Origin of the sequence: Streptomyces xylophagus (assembly GCF_000716435.1) — a bacterium.
In the GTDB taxonomy this organism is placed as follows: Bacteria; Actinomycetota; Actinomycetes; order Streptomycetales; family Streptomycetaceae; genus Streptomyces; species Streptomyces xylophagus.
On sequence record NZ_JNWO01000006.1, the window covers coordinates 19,615 to 35,409 of the forward strand.

General features: G+C 64.9%; 17 protein-coding genes, 1 tRNA gene and 1 pseudogene. 6 read left to right on the forward strand and 13 right to left on the reverse strand.

Going from position 1 to position 15,795, the window contains the following annotated elements; translation table 11 throughout:
• Positions 1 to 379: 379 nt before the first annotated feature.
• Positions 380 to 745, reverse strand: coding sequence for a hypothetical protein (locus tag OO70_RS13575; protein ID WP_324604855.1), 366 nt, complete (start codon positions 743 to 745; stop codon positions 380 to 382).
• Positions 746 to 937: 192 nt separating this feature from the next.
• Here OO70_RS13575 and OO70_RS13580 point away from each other — a divergent pair, with 192 nt between their 5' ends.
• The 4 genes from OO70_RS13580 to OO70_RS52365 are packed head-to-tail and all read left to right on the forward strand — an operon-like array spanning position 938 to position 2,895.
• On the forward strand, positions 938 to 1,345 hold the full coding sequence (locus OO70_RS13580; RefSeq protein ID WP_043669186.1) for a hypothetical protein: 408 nt from the start codon (positions 938 to 940) through the stop codon (positions 1,343 to 1,345).
• Positions 1,317 to 1,841 carry a DUF6879 family protein gene (locus OO70_RS13585; protein WP_043669189.1) on the forward strand — a complete coding sequence of 175 codons (525 nt, stop codon included), beginning with the start codon at positions 1,317 to 1,319 and terminating at the stop codon, positions 1,839 to 1,841. The genes OO70_RS13580 and OO70_RS13585 overlap by 29 nt, the downstream gene beginning before the upstream one ends.
• Positions 1,842 to 1,848: 7 nt before the next feature.
• Positions 1,849 to 2,703 carry a helix-turn-helix domain-containing protein gene (locus tag OO70_RS13590; RefSeq protein ID WP_078651390.1) on the forward strand — a complete coding sequence of 285 codons (855 nt, stop codon included), beginning with the start codon at positions 1,849 to 1,851 and terminating at the stop codon, positions 2,701 to 2,703.
• Between the two features lie 9 nt (positions 2,704 to 2,712).
• Positions 2,713 to 2,895, forward strand: coding sequence for a DUF397 domain-containing protein (locus OO70_RS52365; RefSeq protein WP_078651391.1), 183 nt, complete (start codon positions 2,713 to 2,715; stop codon positions 2,893 to 2,895).
• Between the two features lie 769 nt (positions 2,896 to 3,664).
• On the opposite strand, the gene OO70_RS54550 is transcribed toward OO70_RS52365, so the two are convergent.
• The 7 genes from OO70_RS54550 to OO70_RS13605 form a co-directional block, all read right to left on the reverse strand.
• Complete coding sequence (locus OO70_RS54550) at positions 3,665 to 4,087, reverse strand: hypothetical protein (RefSeq protein ID WP_158711465.1); 423 nt, start codon at positions 4,085 to 4,087, stop codon at positions 3,665 to 3,667.
• A 273-nt stretch (positions 4,088 to 4,360) separates the two neighbouring features.
• On the reverse strand, positions 4,361 to 5,092 hold the full coding sequence (locus tag OO70_RS52370) for an adenylate/guanylate cyclase domain-containing protein (protein ID WP_078651392.1): 732 nt from the start codon (positions 5,090 to 5,092) through the stop codon (positions 4,361 to 4,363).
• Positions 5,093 to 5,097: 5 nt separating this feature from the next.
• Positions 5,098 to 5,487: a Pycsar system effector family protein gene (locus tag OO70_RS57035; protein WP_407702774.1), complete on the reverse strand. Its 390-nt coding sequence runs from the start codon at positions 5,485 to 5,487 to the stop codon at positions 5,098 to 5,100.
• 158 nt (positions 5,488 to 5,645) lie between these two features.
• The gene (locus OO70_RS54555; RefSeq protein WP_158711466.1) at positions 5,646 to 6,569 is read right to left on the reverse strand and encodes a hypothetical protein; all 924 of its coding nucleotides are present in this window, start codon (positions 6,567 to 6,569) and stop codon (positions 5,646 to 5,648) included.
• A gap of 537 nt (positions 6,570 to 7,106) precedes the next feature.
• Positions 7,107 to 7,694, reverse strand: a complete 588-nt coding sequence (locus tag OO70_RS13595) for a hypothetical protein (protein WP_043669194.1) — start codon at positions 7,692 to 7,694, stop codon at positions 7,107 to 7,109.
• A 65-nt stretch (positions 7,695 to 7,759) separates the two neighbouring features.
• Positions 7,760 to 8,428, reverse strand: coding sequence for a Crp/Fnr family transcriptional regulator (locus OO70_RS13600; RefSeq protein ID WP_158711467.1), 669 nt, complete (start codon positions 8,426 to 8,428; stop codon positions 7,760 to 7,762).
• A gap of 80 nt (positions 8,429 to 8,508) precedes the next feature.
• Positions 8,509 to 8,718 carry a helix-turn-helix domain-containing protein gene (locus tag OO70_RS13605; RefSeq protein ID WP_106971675.1) on the reverse strand — a complete coding sequence of 70 codons (210 nt, stop codon included), beginning with the start codon at positions 8,716 to 8,718 and terminating at the stop codon, positions 8,509 to 8,511.
• 137 nt (positions 8,719 to 8,855) lie between these two features.
• Here OO70_RS13605 and OO70_RS13610 point away from each other — a divergent pair, with 137 nt between their 5' ends.
• Together OO70_RS13610 and OO70_RS57040 are read left to right on the forward strand one after the other, a co-directional pair.
• Positions 8,856 to 9,563, forward strand: coding sequence for a helix-turn-helix domain-containing protein (locus OO70_RS13610; protein ID WP_043669197.1), 708 nt, complete (start codon positions 8,856 to 8,858; stop codon positions 9,561 to 9,563).
• 367 nt (positions 9,564 to 9,930) lie between these two features.
• Positions 9,931 to 10,902: pseudogene (locus OO70_RS57040) on the forward strand (peptidoglycan-binding protein); the annotation flags it as partial.
• Between the two features lie 356 nt (positions 10,903 to 11,258).
• On the opposite strand, the gene OO70_RS13615 reads toward OO70_RS57040, so the two are convergent.
• The 5 genes from OO70_RS13615 to OO70_RS13630 all read right to left on the reverse strand — a co-directional run bounded on the left by OO70_RS13615 (position 11,259) and on the right by OO70_RS13630 (position 15,744).
• Positions 11,259 to 11,332: transfer RNA gene (locus OO70_RS13615), tRNA-Lys, on the reverse strand.
• Positions 11,323 to 11,934 (reverse strand): bifunctional DNA primase/polymerase, encoded by a 612-nt coding sequence (locus tag OO70_RS51795; protein WP_063749712.1) that lies wholly within the window; start codon positions 11,932 to 11,934, stop codon positions 11,323 to 11,325. Before OO70_RS51795 ends, OO70_RS13615 begins: the two co-directional genes overlap by 10 nt.
• Before the next feature lie 157 nt (positions 11,935 to 12,091).
• Positions 12,092 to 12,463, reverse strand: coding sequence for a hypothetical protein (locus OO70_RS13620; RefSeq protein ID WP_043669201.1), 372 nt, complete (start codon positions 12,461 to 12,463; stop codon positions 12,092 to 12,094).
• A gap of 351 nt (positions 12,464 to 12,814) precedes the next feature.
• Positions 12,815 to 14,149: an AAA domain-containing protein gene (locus OO70_RS13625; RefSeq protein WP_043669205.1), complete on the reverse strand. Its 1,335-nt coding sequence runs from the start codon at positions 14,147 to 14,149 to the stop codon at positions 12,815 to 12,817.
• Complete coding sequence (locus OO70_RS13630) at positions 14,146 to 15,744, reverse strand: hypothetical protein (RefSeq protein WP_043669208.1); 1,599 nt, start codon at positions 15,742 to 15,744, stop codon at positions 14,146 to 14,148. Before OO70_RS13630 ends, OO70_RS13625 begins: the two co-directional genes overlap by 4 nt.
• Positions 15,745 to 15,795: the final 51 nt, after the last annotated feature.

The following is a 15,795-nucleotide window of genomic DNA, read 5'->3' on the forward strand; positions in this document are numbered from 1 at the left end:
GTGGGAGCTACATGGCAGGACGCGCGTCCAACCGCTGGTGGTAGGAGTGGACGACCCAGCGACACCACTCGCAGCAGTCGCCACAAGCGAATACCGGAGCCGATAGGCCGCCTACCTCGACGGGGCCGATGAAGATCACGGGTTGATCGGAGCGACGGCAGAGCAGACAGGTGCCCCTGACCCACTGGCGACCGGTCATGCTCCGGCCTCGATGCGCTCCTGCCGAGTCCGCGTCACAACGAGCTGCTCAGGATTGTCGGCCGGCCACTCGGAACGAGCAGGGGCCCTGAGAATGGGCACACCACGGCTGAGGTCCGTCACGATCGCTCGGCATCCGGGTTTGTACTCGACCTCGTCTCCGACGCCAGGCCGCTTGCTGTCAGTCACGGCGAGGTACCCCGCCGTTCCGCTCGACGTAGACCCACAGGAGCCGCCGGGTGAGGTTGGCTACGTCGCGCATGAAGAAGAAGGCCGTGAAGCTTGGTGCCCGGCTGCCGGGACGGTTGGTCAGCTCCAGCAGCTTGTACGCCTGACGAAACAGGTCCATGACTTCGTCATCGTCATCAGCGCCCAAGTCTTCGGCCAGGAGCAGACTCAGCAGACCGACGACTCTCGTCGTCTTGAAGTCGATGTCCTCACGGGTCGACGTGCTCAGCTCCATCTTCAGCACGCCATCGGTTATGTCCGAGATCAACTCGACATCGATGGGCAAGTTGTCGACGCCGGCCTCGGGTTCCTCGGTCACGCTCGCCACCACGCTTCTCCCCTCGATGCCGCCTGCGCGGACTTGGGTTCGAGAACGAACGTAGAGCGACCAGAGCCCAACTCCCAAGGAGATTGCGTGAGTTTGCAGCAAGTCGATTGACGGGCCCGAACGGCTCCTCGACGATCGACGTGTCGCGCAAACCCACGCAAGACAGCGGACGGGAGAGCAACCATGAAGCTACGGTTCCTTGGTAAGAACTCCACCCCCGGAGACAGCCCCACCCTGTACGCCAGTGACCAGGACAGCTACGTCATCCAAGGCTGGAAGATCTTCGCCAACGACCTACTCGCGCAGCTCGACGTACCGGAAGGACAGACCGCGGTAGAGGTGCCGACCGAGCTGTTCGAGCACCTGACCAAAGACGGCCAACTGTCCGGCGAGATCAGGAAGTTCACCGCCCCGATCATGCTCGTCACGGAACAGGGAACATGCGTACTCCAAGGCCCGGAAATGCACGATCCTGAAGCCCTGAGCCAGATGCGCATGCCCGACTATGAGACCTGCATCGAGGTCCCCAAGTCCTCGATCATGGCCCTACTGGAGGAGAACGGTGGACCTGATCACCCCCGCACAACGTGACGAGCTGTTCCGCAGCTTCGAGCGTGACGCCTTCCACCTGGAGCTGCGGGACGACTACGGATCTCCCGTCGAAGACACGCCGTACGCCAGGTGGCAGCGGGGCGAGCCCGACGACTACGCGTGGCTCGACCCGTGGATGACGCTGATGAAGCGCGTCACGGGTGAAGGCAAGACGGTACGACGTGTCCGAGTGATCACGGAGCCGCACTCCGAGTACGTCGGATGGGAACACTCGCTGACCCACCTCAACATCGAGGCCGGCGAGGACATCCGATGGCTACCGCGACACCGGTTGCCCGAGAGCGTCGCCTTGCCCCTGGATGGCAACGACTGGTGGCTGTACGACGATCGTCTCCTTGCGGTCGGCCACTTCGATCCCGAGGGCCGTGTCCTCGGGTCGGAGATCGTCGAGGACCCTGACACGGTGGCCGCCTGCATCCGTGTGCGCGACCTGCTCTGGGCCGACGCCATCCCACACGCCGAGTACAAGCCCTGACCCATCAGTGAGCAACCAAGCACAAGAAGCACGAGAGGCACTGGGTGCCCGGCTACGTGGATTCCGTAAGGATGCGGGATTCGCGAGCGGCCGGGCATTCGCCGTGGCCACCGGGTGGGCCGAGTCCAAGGTCTCCCGGCTGGAGAACGGCAAGCAGAACCCCAGCGAAGACGACATCCGTACCTGGTGCATGAAGACCGACAGGCAAGAGCACCTCGCCGACCTGATCGCCACGGTGCGACACATCGACGAGCTGTGGCTTGAGTGGCGCCGGCAGTTCCAGACCGGCGCGGAGCAACGGCAGAAGAAGGCGCTGCCGGTCTACGCCAAGACCAAGGTCTTCCGCATCTGGCACCCGACGCTGGTGTGGGGAACCCTCCAGACCGCGGAGTACGCAGCGGAGACCTTCCGGCAGGTCGTCGACTACTACGAGATTCCCGACGACGCGGAAGCCGCCACCGCCAAGCGGCTGGAACGCCAGCAGTACCTGTACCGAGGCAACCGAATCTTCAACGTCGTGCTCGGCGAGCAGGCGCTCTACACGAACTTCGGAGGACCGGAGGTGATGAAGGGGCAGCTCGACCGGCTGCTGGCGGTGATGCGGCTGCCCCGGCTGAGCCTGGGCATCATCCCGCGCTCCGCCTCCATCGGTATCTGGCCCGGCAACTCCTTCTCGATGTTCGACGACAAACTCGTCCTCGTGGAGACCTACTCGGCGGAGTTCTCCGTCACGCAGCCCCGAGAGATCGAGCTGTACACCAAAGCCTTCGCCCTCTTGAAGCAGTCAGCGGTCTACGGCACTGCCGTCCGCGACCTCATCCTCACCGCCAGCCAACACTTCGATCAGATGCCGAGCGACTAGGAGAGCACCATGCAGCCTGTGACTCCGAACTGGCGTACCAGCACCTACACCGGGACCGAGAACTGCGTTGAAGTTGCCGACAACGAACCGACGAAAGTGATGGTGCGGGACACCAAGGAACGCAGCCACGGAACTATGGCCGTTCAACCGGTCACTTGGGTGGCATTCTTGGAGTTCGCTAAGAAAGGGTAGTGGTCGCCTGTCGCAAAGCCTGGGCAAAAGCTCATGGGTGCCCTCGTGTGCCGAGGTAATCAAGCACACCGAGCAGTTCGGCCAGTGCGAAAAGACTGTCTTCCGTATCAAATGCCTGCGCGGCTTGCTGGTCTGCCGAGCCCGAACCACTAACCGGGAACGATTGCTACAAATGGTGATACAATGGAGAAGTCTCGTTATCCCGTAGATGCTCTTTGTGTGGAGAGGTGGCGAATCGCGTGTTCGTCATTAAGTCAGTCCCATTTCGACCCAATCCGGACATGCTTGAAAATGCCGAGGGTGGATTTTCTGGGCATCGTCGCGCTGTGGCTGCGGCTCGCCATGAATTGAATGTCGCCTTGGGTTTGATTTCGAAGCCCGAAATTAAACCATGTACGGTGTTGCGTTTTCGGGTCTCTTGGCTCTGTAATCGTGTGCGAAGTCTGACACGCCTGCTTTTTCGGCTTTAATGCCGTGGGGTTTCGTTACCGAAACCCCTTTTTCTTTCCCTTCGTCATATTTTTGAGTTGCTTCAAGTTTTGGCGGAATTTCGAGAGTTCGTTGTCTCCTGGAGGGGAGGGCTGGTGTAGTTTTGTAACGGAGCCTGGCTCGGTGACTTTATTCGTTTGCTTTGCCTTGGATTTCCGCAGAGCCGCTGTCAGCTCCCTCTTCGCGGCATTGACTGCTTGTCGATGCTCATCTCCAACCCCTTCTGCATCCTCTAGAAGGTCCGGGTTCGGCCGAAAAGGGACTGGGGGTGGGTTGCTGCTCATCCTCGCCACCTTGTGTAGGTGCTAAAAACGACAAATCCTAGCGCGACAGTAAAGCTAAATCCAGCAATCGCCAGCGCGACCAACTTTCGTTTAATACTGCCAAGGGTGGCTTCGTAGGCGATCACGCTTGTGCTTGTGATTTCAATAAACGCCGTTTCCTTCGGGAAGCTTGCGTACGCCATGACCTCGCGAGGCCTGATACGTTCGCCTCCTCTGAAGGCAAGCGAGATTGCGGCTAGCAGGCCGGCCAAAGCCGCGGCACCCTGAGCTACGAGGTCTTTATAATTCGGGTGATCGATGCCTTTGCCAAACCCGATCAGAACGCCTGCAGCGCCAATAAGGAAGCCTGCGCATGTGTCCACGCTGCCGATGCGCGCGAGCTGGCGCCCTCTGAGCTCCGCGATGGCCTTCTCGCACATGTCAGCCGATGGCAGCTCTGGATCGGCTGCCCTCGCCGCTGCCCAAGTCGCTGGGTCCGGACTTTCCTCGGGGGCATTGTTACTTGCTACAGCCATGAGGCCATGACAGCACTGGGTAGAGAGACGCGCGATTCGAGCGCGCCCAATCGGAGGAGCCGACTCTTGAGCGTCCGGCTCTTGGCCTGGCCGGATCAGCGGGCAGCATACGAGGGCTGTCGTCGAGGTTGCCGTATCTGAGTGGCGCCATGGATCAAGAAGCAGCTAGGCGATCTGTCACCGACAGTTCTCCTCGTACCACTCCTCCATTGCAGCATTGCCAACTTCACCTGAGTAGCAGCTCAGGCGATAGCGATCCTGAGAGAGCAACTTCTGATTGTCGTCACTTAGATTGAAGTGAAAGTCTTCAGAGGCCACGATCGGCGGGACGTTTAGTTGGCTGCTTCCATGTGCGGCAAGCTTGGCTGCATCGTTTACAACATCGCCCATGTAGACAATGTCCTGAATTCCGCTGCCGTTGTATCCTGCCTTGATCATGAGGGCTCGGCCCCAGGACGCACCAATGCCGATGCGGACCGGAGTCTCATAGCCGGCCTTCACCATCTTGTAGTTGAGAATCTTGACCATTGAATTTGCGGTGTAAGCCATCCAGAACACTCGGTCAACGTCGGGTTTATTTGGAGTGTTCACAACAGCCCAGGCGGCATCTCCGGCGATATTGATCTCGCGAGTTTTTGCGTATCCGTTGAAGATTGCAACTAGCTCAGACAAGTAGGCCCGATACAGTCGGGCGAGTCTTGGCCTCTTGTAGTGGCTAGGTAGTTTCGATGAATCCCTGATGTCTACAAAGATTGCGGCACAGTTTGCGTAGAAACCGTTGGAATATGTGAGACGGTCGCGGTCCGGTAGAGAGTTTACCTCTTCATAGCTCCCACTCGTTCCCGTAAGGTACTCGCCGATTCGAAGAGCGCTAGCTTTAAAGTCATATTCCTTGTGGTTGCTGTCCATATTTCCTACCTCAGATGAGTCACTCGAAGAGTGGCTGAGACCGCCAAGAAAAGCAGGGCAACAAGCAGGCAGCGGACGGCATAGCCGCCCCAAAGATACTTCTTGTGCGCGACATGAGAGTTAGCCCACCCTTGGGCCGCGATCTCCTTCACGAGCGCTTCGGGGTCGCTTGTGAGTACCAAGAGAGCATCAATGTAGGAGGAGTCCGTCGCGTGGGCTCTCGCTGTATGGTTGAAATAGAGGAGGCTTACAGGAGGCTCTTTTGATCGAAGGCGAGGCCAGAGCACGCAACCGGCAGAGATTCCCGCCCCAAACACAAACACCCCACAAATCGCCAGAGTGGTGACGAGATAGCCACTGGGGTGCTTCAGGTCCTTGGAAATGTTGTAGAGCACTCCGCCAGTTACTCCAGTGGCCGCCAACGTTGCTCCGGCCTTCGTCTCGGCATGCCTAATCCAATCTATGGCTAGCCCGAGAACCTTCCAGGCTTGATCCGGGCTTGGCTGCCGCTGTGGAGTCGGCTCGGTGCCTGCTTGGCTGCGTCTGCCGAAGTTCAATTCATGCCCCTTCGGCGGGCTGACCGGTCAGTTTTTTGCTGCTGCTCTACTACCAGCAGGGCGTGCCTCATCTGATCCTGCTCCATGGCCTTACGTACATCAGTGACGTCATCACGCTTTCGCTTACCCGCCATGATGGCGTCGCAATATTCCGCGCCGTGAGTTTCGCACCAGGTTGATACAAGTTGCTTCCCCTGAGCCTCGGGGTCTTCCTCCGGAACGCGTTCGATGTCTACGTCAGTCCAGATCGTGGAACTTGGTCCATTCCCGCAAGGACAGCTGATGGCGAGGAAGTCGTTTGCTTGTACTTTTTTCCATACTCCCGCTGTCACAATCATCATGTGTCGCTCGGCCATCTGGGCGGACTTGGCGGCATAATTGACAGGCTTGCCGGCCCATACAGGCTCCTGCTGGGCAGGGTTCCGCGGCGTCCCGATCCTCTTGACCAGGATGCGTCCGCTTGCAATTCCTACCTTGAAGCCTGTTTCGGGAGCATCCGGCCACTTTTTCTCAAGTCGCTTAGAGAGCTCGACACTGAAGGTCTTAACTGTGATACCAGCGCACAGAGCGCGCTCGTAGCGATTCTCGCCCCAGAAGAGGGCGAATGCGCCGTCGCCTTGAATGGCGAGGAAGTCAGCATTGAATCGGTCGTAGACCTTTACGACTCCACCGGTAGTGGCCTCGTAGATGCTGGCAGTAGAAGCCGCCCGCTTGCCAGTGCCGAGCCGCGTTGAGTTCTTTAGGTCGGCTACTACCGCGACTACGTCGTCAAGTTTGAACCATTTCCGCGCTTCAATCGGAAGATCTTCGATGTCGAGGGCGTCGCCCTTTTCTACCACCTCTGGGTTTGACTCCAGTTCGATCTTGACCTTGTTGTCTAGATCGCCTAGGAGACCCTTGAGGTCCACGCTGTCAGACATTGAACGTGATCCTTTCGGCCTGCGAACGGTTACGGCAGATCTCTTGGTGTGCTCATGCCGTCCCGGTCTGGCCGCGTGACGTTCTGCACAGCGAGGTTGCCTCTGTCTCCGGTCTATCTTGCACCCCGCCACTGACATCTGATGATGCGTTGGGTTGACCAAGTCGCCTAAGGGGCAAGGGCATCGCGCCGGTGAGACAGGGGCGTGAGGCTATAGCGCAGAGACCGGCTCGGCTCGGACCATCGTGGGTAGGGCTGGGCTGTAGCGGCCCGTGCCGGCGGTACTCACGGATGAGGCTCTGGTGGTCAGCTAACCCGACTATTCCGGCGGATCATGGTTATCTTCTGGCCGGTCGCGATAACGCAGGCTGCGGTGATCCATACGTGAGTCAGTTCAATTGCGTACTCCCGGCGGTCGGATCGGCACACCAGTGCGACCAGACCCAAGACTCCGGCGAAGACGACCAAGAGGACTGCCGGAATCGCTCGCAGTGGAAGGGCTAACGCGCGGGCGGCTGTTGTTATGTCCATGCTGTGGTCACCGAGACAGGGCGGGATTGGGTGTGACCTCGGTGAACCAGGCCTGCGCCGAGCTCTCCTTGGTGGTGATGCGGACAGGTGTGAGTGCCAGCTGGGTGGAGGGGTAGTCGGGCGACATCATGAGTCGAGCCGAGCCGGAGATCGCCAGGACGAGGTCGGCGTCGCTTTTCGCCAGGGCCACGCGCAGTTCAGGTGAGTCCAGGAGTCGGAACGCGTGGCTGATGTCCCGGCCCGCGTAACCGTGTTTGTCTCGGACGACTTGACCGCAGTGCAGGGCGGCGCGGAGCTGGATGCGGTGGGCTCGGTGGGCCAACTTGTTGTGTTCGAGTAGAGCTGTGGTGAGCGTTGGGATGGTGGTGTGGACGAGTCCGGCGATGCCCACGGAAGGATCAAGGACGGTCATGACGCCGTCACCGCGGTCCAGTAGTTCGTAACGCTCGGGTGGGATGCCGGCGTCGTCGAGTCCGCGCTGAAGCGCATCGTAGATTGTCCGCCGCATGACGAGACCTACGCAGTCGGACCGGTCGGCGCGGTTGAAGCCTGCGATGTCGATGCCGAAGAAGATCCGGCTTACCTGCTGGTGCAAGCGGCCACGCTCCCCGAGTGGTACTACTCAACGCTTCTTGTGAGTAAAAATACCACTCGGCTCGCTCAGTCGGCAGCCATTGCCTTGAGGCTGTCGATGTCTTTGATGATGATCTGCCGTCGGGCGGTGGACACCGCGCCCTGCTGGCGCAGCTTGTTGAGGACTTGGACGACCGCTTCGCGTGATGCTCCAGCCCAGGACGCCAGCTCTTGCTGGGACAGGTCAAGGCGCACTACTCCGGCGGCGTCGCCTGGGATGCCAATCTCCTCCGTCAGTTCGATCAACCGGGCGACTACGCGCTGAGCGACCGGCTGAGTGGTCAGTTCCTGTCGCCGTTGATCGGACTCGCGGAGTCTGGCTGCCACTGTGTGGAACACGCTGGCCGCTGCGGTCGGGTGTGCTGCAAGGAATTCGCCGAGTTGGGTGGCTGTGACGATTGCGGCTCGTACTTCCGTCATGGCGACGACGGTGGCCGACCGTGGCCGGCCGTCTAGGGCTGCCAGCTCGCCCACGATGTTGGGGCTGCCTCGCAGTCCGAGAACGACCTCGGTGCCGTCGGCGGAGTGTGTGATGACCTTGGCGTGGCCTTCGCGTAGCAGTACGGCATGCGTCGAGGGTTCGCCTTCCCGGAGGATGACTTCGCCCGCCTTGAATCGAGCCGTGGCCCCGGCCTCCGCCAGTGCGGCCAAGGGATCCGGAGGCGTTGCCCCCTGCGCTTCGCTATCGCCAAACACCGTTGTTTCCTTTGGGAATGAGCTTGGACTCGACCTCAACGTAGACCACTTGCGCGCTCGCTGGACGAGGAGCTGCGGGTCTATCGGTCAGCGGAGAGGCCCAGAAGTTGCAGGAGCGGCGCGGTAGGCACCCGCCACGTTGCACCGACGCGTACTGCTGGCACCGGGAACTCGCCACGCCGGATCAGCTCAAAGGCCCGCGTGCGCCCTATGCCCAGGGCGCGGGCGGCGGTGACGAGGTCTATGGCGACCGGTAGTTCCAGCAGTTCGGCCCGGGTCATGCCGACCATGCGGCTCACCTCACCTGCGGTGGTGTGCTCTGTTCTGAGAGCAGATGATCCGCCCTGGTTTGTTACAAGTCAACCGCTCTTGTTCATGAGCAGATCAGGACGTACCGTTGAGGCACCTTTCTCCCAGAGGTGACCTCATGGAACAGACGCCACACACACTGCGGCAGGTACTCGGAGCCGGCCTGCGAGAGATCAGGAAAGCTCGCGGCCTGAAGCAGGAAGAGGCCGCCGCGCTGCTTCAGCAGCACGGTCTGACGACCTGGATTCGGGGGACTGTTGCGCAGGCGGAAGTGGGGGCTCGGCGTATAGCGCTGGAGGAAGTGCTGTTGCTGGCCCTCTCCTTCGAGGTGCCGCCGGCCGACTTTGTAGCCGGAGCGCCGGATGACCTCGTCGAGCTGTCGCCTGGTGTGCGGCTCACGGTTTCCGCGGTGAAGGCCTTGCTGTCCGGCAACACGGCTGCTGTGCAGGCCCTGCCCGAGCGGGCGGTCGAGATCACCGAGTCGCTGGCAGTGGCCAATCGGACATCTGACTTCCTGGCGGAGGTTCAGCGATCTGGGCAGGCAGACCCTGCCCTGGTCGAGCGGGCGGTCGCCAGCGTCGGCGAGGCCGAACGGCACGTAGCCCGCAAGATCGGAACGTCGCCGGAGTGGGTCAACCTGGTGGCGCTGCAACGCTGGGACCGGACCCTGTCGCAGGAGCGAGATCTGCGACTCCAGGAGCGTCGGCCCGAGGCATCAAAGGGTCAACTGGCCACGTTGCGAGGCCACATCACCCGGGAGTTGCTGACCGAGCTGGAACACGACCTGCGCGGGGTCCATCCTGACGACGCGCAGACCGCAAGGTAAGGCGTGCGTCATGCAAGGCACCACCTATAAGCGCTGCAAGTGTCCGGTCCGCCGCAACGCGGCCGGTAAGCGCCTGGCCTGCCCGAAGAAGCACGGCACCTGGTCCTACGTCGTCGATGTGCCACTGTCCGATGCGGGCCGCCGGGAGCATGGGCGGCAGCAGATCACTCGTGGTGGCTTTGCCAGCCAGACCACGGCTGTCGCCGAGCTGCGGCAAGCCATCCAGCTCCTGGAGATACCCAGCACCGATGACGATGCGGGTCGGCTGGAGATCGTTTCCTCCATCCGCGACCACTACCGCCGTTATCAGCAGCTGCCGGACCATGCCGACGTGCGCCGCCGTTTCAGCGCAGGCGTCTCCCTCACGATGGAGCAGACCACCGGCGAGTGGCTGGACGAGTGGATGGGTGGCAAGCGCAAGCTGGCGGCCAACACCCGCCGTTCCTATGAGGGTTTCATCCGGCGTTACCTGGGGCCCCAGCTCGGTGACATCCCGCTGGAGAAGCTCAGGCCGGCTCAGATTCGGACCGCGTACGACGCCATCGTGGCCAGCGCCGCTACCACTCCACGGCCGATCGGCCCGGCGACACTGCAACGCATCCATGCCACGCTCCGGGCAGCGCTCAATGCCGCCGTACGTCAGCGCCGCATCATCGACAACCCGGCCCTGGCGGTCGAAGTCGAGAATGCGCCCCGACCGAAGGCAGTCGTCTGGACCGTCCCACGCGTCATCGACTGGATGGCTTCTGGCAGGCGCCCGAAGGTCGCCGTCTGGACGCCCGAGCAGACCGGCTCCTTCCTCGGCCTCATGACGGCCGACCGGCTCTACGCCTACTACCACCTGTTGGTCTTCCGAGGACCGCGCCGGGGTGAGGGCATCGGATTGCGCTGGCCGGACGTGGACTTGGATGCGGGCGCGCTCGCCATCGTCCAGCAGATCGTGCAGGTGGGATGGGAGACCGCCGTCACCCGGCCCAAGGACGACAGTGACGGCATCGTTGCGTTGGACTCCGTGACCGTCACGGTGCTGCGGGCGCATAGGCAACGGCAGTTGGAGGAGAGGGAGTTGCTGGGGCCGGCCTGGACCGACACCCACTTCGTCTTCACCACCGAGACCGGCAAGCCACTGCATCCCGACTACGTCAGCCGCCACTTCGTACGGACGATCAAGCGGGCCAACACCCTCCGCGAGGGAGATACCGGCCCGGCCGTAGAGGATGTCCAAGCGACGCTCGGGCTCCCAGTAGATGGGTTCTTCGGGCCGCTGACGCGGCGGGCGGTGACCGGCTTCCAACGAGTCCGTGGGCTCAAGGCCAACGGCATCGTCGACCCACACACCTGGTACCAACTCTTTCCGGAGCATCCGCTCCGGCCGTATCCGCACCCTGGCTATCTGCCGCCGGTCCGTCTGCACGACCTGCGTCATCTGGCAGCCACCCTGGCGCTCGCTGCTGGAGCCGAAATGAAGGTGGTCTCCGCCATGCTCAGACACTCGACGATGCATATCACGGCCGACACCTACACCTCGGTACTGCCGGAGATCGCCCGCCAGGCTGCTGAGGCCGCTGCCGCGCTCGTTTCCCAACCGCCTGCCGTGCAGCCGGACGACGGCGCCGTTAGCCCCTCGCTAGCATCCGACTCCGAAAACGACCAAGGGCACCCTTCCAATGAGAAGGATGCCCAGGTCACACACAGTGCGCCGCCAGGGACTCGAACCCCGGACCCGCTGATTAAGAGTCAGCTGCTCTAACCAACTGAGCTAGCGGCGCCTGCTGACGTCGTAGACCTTAGCATCCTGATCCGGGGGAGGAAAAATCGATATCCGCACGGTGGTCCGGGCCGCGCGTACGGCCGCCCAGAGCAGGATTTCGGCGCCCGGGAGCCAGGGGCGACGGGTGTCCGGAGCGACCAGCCAGCGCGCGTCGAACGGGGCCGACGCAGCCGCGCCGGACAGCGCCGGGACGGTCACCGCGTCGCCGGTGCCGTGGCACAGCAGCGGCGGCACCGACCCCGTACGACTGTGCTCTCCGGGACGCGTGCCCCACTCCTCCCAGCCGAGCAGCGAGGGCAGCCGCTGAGCCGTACCCGGGGTGGCGAACAGGATCATCCGTCCCCGGTATGTGGCGACCGGTCCGGAGCCGGGGCCCTCGTCCCACAGGCGGTCGACCATACGGCGCCCGAAGATCGCGGGGGCGTTCACCACGTCGAAGGCGGTGCCGCAGGGCAGGACGACCGGGGCGTCAGGGCGTTCCCTCCAGAGGGCGAGAGCGCTGCGCGGATACGTTCCTGCCGAGGCGAGCCAGGCGGCACCGTCCGAGGTGACGCCCGAGATGTCGAAGCGGTCGGCGAAGGGCTCGTCCTGTGTGCTCATGGCACATAGATCTACCGGCCGTGAGCGTCCGGTCTCCGAGGGTTGTCGGAAATCGGGACAGGAGGGGGCGGGAGGGAGTATCTTGCCCGATCGGCATATGCCAGGAGTTCTTTCCTGGTTACGGGTGGGGCGACGCGGGAGTGGTGCGGCCCCTGCGTCACACGGGGTCGGCCGCCCCGCTGTCCCGGCCCTCGGTGCCGCGCAGCAGATCCCGCCCGAACTCGACCATCTTCTTGGCGTAGTCCTCGGTCCACTCGGCCTGCTCGGCGATGTCCGCAGGCGTCAGCCGGTCGAACCGGCGCGGATCCGCGAGCTGCGCCGCCGCGATCGCCTGGAACTCCACCGCGCGGTCGGTCGCGGCGCGGAAGGCGTGCGTCAGTTCTGTCGCGCGGGCCAGCAACGCGCGGGGATCGTCTATCGACTCCAGGTCGAAGAAGTGCTCCGGGTCCTCGGCCGCCTGTGCGGGCTCGAAGAGCAGGGGCGCGGGGCGTAGCCGCGATTCGTTGCGACGCGGCGTGTGCTCCGCCATGTCTTCTCCTCCTCGTACGTCACCGATGACCCGCCTCATGAGCGGGACCACCGTCCATTGTCCCCTGCACGCGCAAGGGGCCCCGGGCATACCCCTGGGGCACGGGCTCCGGCACCCTGTGAGGGGTTTCCCAGCAGCCAGGCACCGTACTCATCACCGGCCGACCGGACCTCGGAGAGCCGCCGGTCAGGGTCTCCAGACCACCCGGTGTTCCGCCAGATGCGCCAGCACCGCGTGATTGGCCTCCCACCCGTCCGGGCTGCTTCTATTGGCCGCCTCCGGCGGCGTGCCGGACTCCGTCCGGCGAGAAGGCGGCGGGGCGCTCGCCGGCCGGGCGCCCGGAATGCCGGTTCACGGTCTCCAGCTCACCCGGTGCTCCGCCAGATGCGCCAGCACCGCGTGATTCGCCTCCCACCCGTCCGGGAACTTCACCGTCACCCCCAGCTGCACCGGCTCCGTCGACGGATGGTCGTCCAGGAGGTCGGTCACACCGGCCCGGCAGACCACGATGCACGCGTGCCGGTGGCGGGAGGCGAGGACGCAGAGGCGGCCCGTCTCCAGGTGGAAGGCGGTGGCGTCGGGGCGGCCGGAGAGGGGGTGGAGGACCACCGTGACGTCGAACTCCCGTCCCTGGAGCCGGTTCGCCGTGTCCACGGTGACGTCCGTGACGCCCAACTCGGCCAGCGCCGCGCGGATCGCCGCCGCCTGGTCCCGGTGCGCGGTGCCGACCGCGATCCGGTCGGCGGTCAGCGGGGTGGGGTCGGGTGAGCGTTCGGATGTGGCCGCGCCGCCCCGGTCCAGCAACCGCCGTACGACCGTCGCCACCGCCCGTACCGCCTCCGGGTCCGTGCGGGGCGTGTGGCGGGCGGGCAGTTCCAGCAGGCCCCAACCCGACTCCGCTGCCTCGTCGATGACCCGGTCCGGGCCCGAACCGTCTGACGGGACACCGAAGTTGAGCCGCCGGTCGCCGTGGTCCGTGCCGCTGCGGAAACGGGTGTACGGGTAGAACGCGTCCGAGACCAGCGGAGCTGCCGATGCCGGGAGCCGCCACGACACCGGCAGGCGGTGCTGCGGCAGTTCGGGGTTGTGCGCGAGCAGTGTCGTCACCGCCGAGGACGAGGGGTCGTACGACAGGCCCGCCCACTGCTCCGCGCCGACGATCGCGAACGGGTCCAACTGGCCCGGGTCGCCCACGAACAGCGCCCGCTCGAACAGCCCGGCCACGGCCAGCAGCGAGTCCGAGCGCATCTGGTACGCCTCGTCGACGATCGCGTGCCGCCACGGCTCGTCCACCTTGACGTGTGCCCACTTGGCCGCCGTCGAGATGACGACCGGGAGCCCGGCGAGCTCGCCCGCCTTCGCCGACTTCCGTACGTTCGGCAGGTCGTCCAGCGCCTTGTCGTACGGGTCCGCGTCACTGCTGTGCAGACGGCCCACGGGCAGCTCGCCGTTCTTCTCGGCGAGCCGGACGACGAGGTCGTCGACCTGGGCGTTGGTCTGCGCGACCACCATCAACGGCCGCCCGGCGTCGGCCAGTTCGAGGGCCGCGCGGACGACGAGCGTGGACTTCCCGGCGCCGGGCGGGGAGTCGACGACGACCCCGCGAGCCGTGCCGTGCAGGGTGTCACGGAGGATCGCGTCGGTCGCGCGGCCGGCCTCGGCACCGGGGTCGAACACGGCGGTCACAGCACGTCCTCCTCGGTCACCGGGTCGGCGGACTCCTGCACTGCCGTCTCCTCGCCCGGAGGGCCGCCGTGCGTCCACGGTGTCTCCTCCTGGTCGGGCAGTTTCGCGCCGCCCCGCTGCTCGTGCTCGAACAGCGTGAAGCAGATCCTGTCGCCCTTCTCCGGCACGGAACCGGTCTCCGGCTCCTTGCCGCGGCCCATCTTGTCGACCACCCGGAGGACGATGAGGGCACCCTCTTCCTCGTGGCCCACGAACTCCGCGGACTGCGGCTTCCCGGCAAGCGACCGGAACACCTTCACCCGCTCCCCGAGATGCGGCCGGTCGTCCGTGCGCACGGTCACCAGGGGGCGCGGGCGGGGGCTCTTGCCCTCGCTGTACGCCATGACGACATCCGTGACCTCGCCCGCGAACGCCTCCCCGGCGAGCCGCCGCCCGGCCATCACCAGCGGGTCGTCCAGGGCCTCCTGGGCATCCAGACGGGCCTGTTCGCGCTCGCGCGTGGCCAGCTTGTTGGCCGCGGTCACCGCGTCGTCGCGGCGCGGCTGCGGGGGCTCGCCGGCGACGATCCGGTCCCGGTGGCCGGTGAACGACCAGCGGTCGCGGGTCCACCGGTCGACGGCGTGCGCGCCCTCCGGCAACGCTCGCAGCAGGTCGATCCCGTGCCACACCGCGTCCCAGGTGGGGCGGGTGACACTCTCGACGAGAGCCCTGATCTCCCGCTCGGCGGCGGTGAGTTCACCGAGCCGGTCGTCGGCCTCCAGGCCGTCCTCGGCGGCGGCGAGGGCGGTGCGGGCGCGGTCGTAGCGCTCGATGGCGGGGGCGAGCAGCTTGTTGTCGAACGCCGGGTCGGTGGCCGGGCCGGCCGGCGGGCACACCAACTGGCCCCGCGCGTCCCGCCGTAGCTCCGCGGCGAGCGCGGCCTCGGCGCCCGAGACGCCGTCCGGCGGGTCGATCCAGGCGAGCAGCGCGGCCAAGTGCTGGTCCTCCAGGCTGGATTGACCGGTGGCCCAGTGCCGGCCGAGCACCTCGGTGAGCGCGAGGAGCAGTGCGGAACCGGGCACGCGGGCCCGCTCCCCGAAGTGGGTCAGCCAGCGCCCGAGCAACGGCACGCGCGGGGGCGCGGGGTGCGGGGTCTCCGGGTCCTGTTCGGCTGTACGCCGGAAACGCATCGAGCGGCCGAGCAGCCGTACCAACTCGATGCCCGCGCGGCTCGGCACGATCAACTGCGGGGCGTCCGCGCACAGTTCGACCTCGACCTTGACCCGCTTGCCGGTCTCCGGATCGGTCTCGTTGCGCTCGGCGGCCTCCACGTCGTCCGCGTACGTGTCGATGTACGGCAGGACGACGTCCGCGAGTTCGGCCAGGAACGCGAACCTGAGGTCCCGGTCACGCGGCTGCGGTACGACGAGCAGGCGGGGCGCGTCCCGGTCCGTGCCGACGAGCGCGCCGAGGGGCGCCCCGGCCTCACCGGCGGTGGTGAGCGGCACGAGGACGAGGGGGTGCTCGGAGAGGTGCCGGTGGCGGACGGTGGCGGCGGGCTGGGCGCGGCCGGTACGAACGGCCTCCAGGCGGGCGAGAGTTGAGATCAGCGACACGGGGTCCCCTCCGGGTGGGTGACCGGGGGCGGGGTGCGGTGGTGCGGGCCG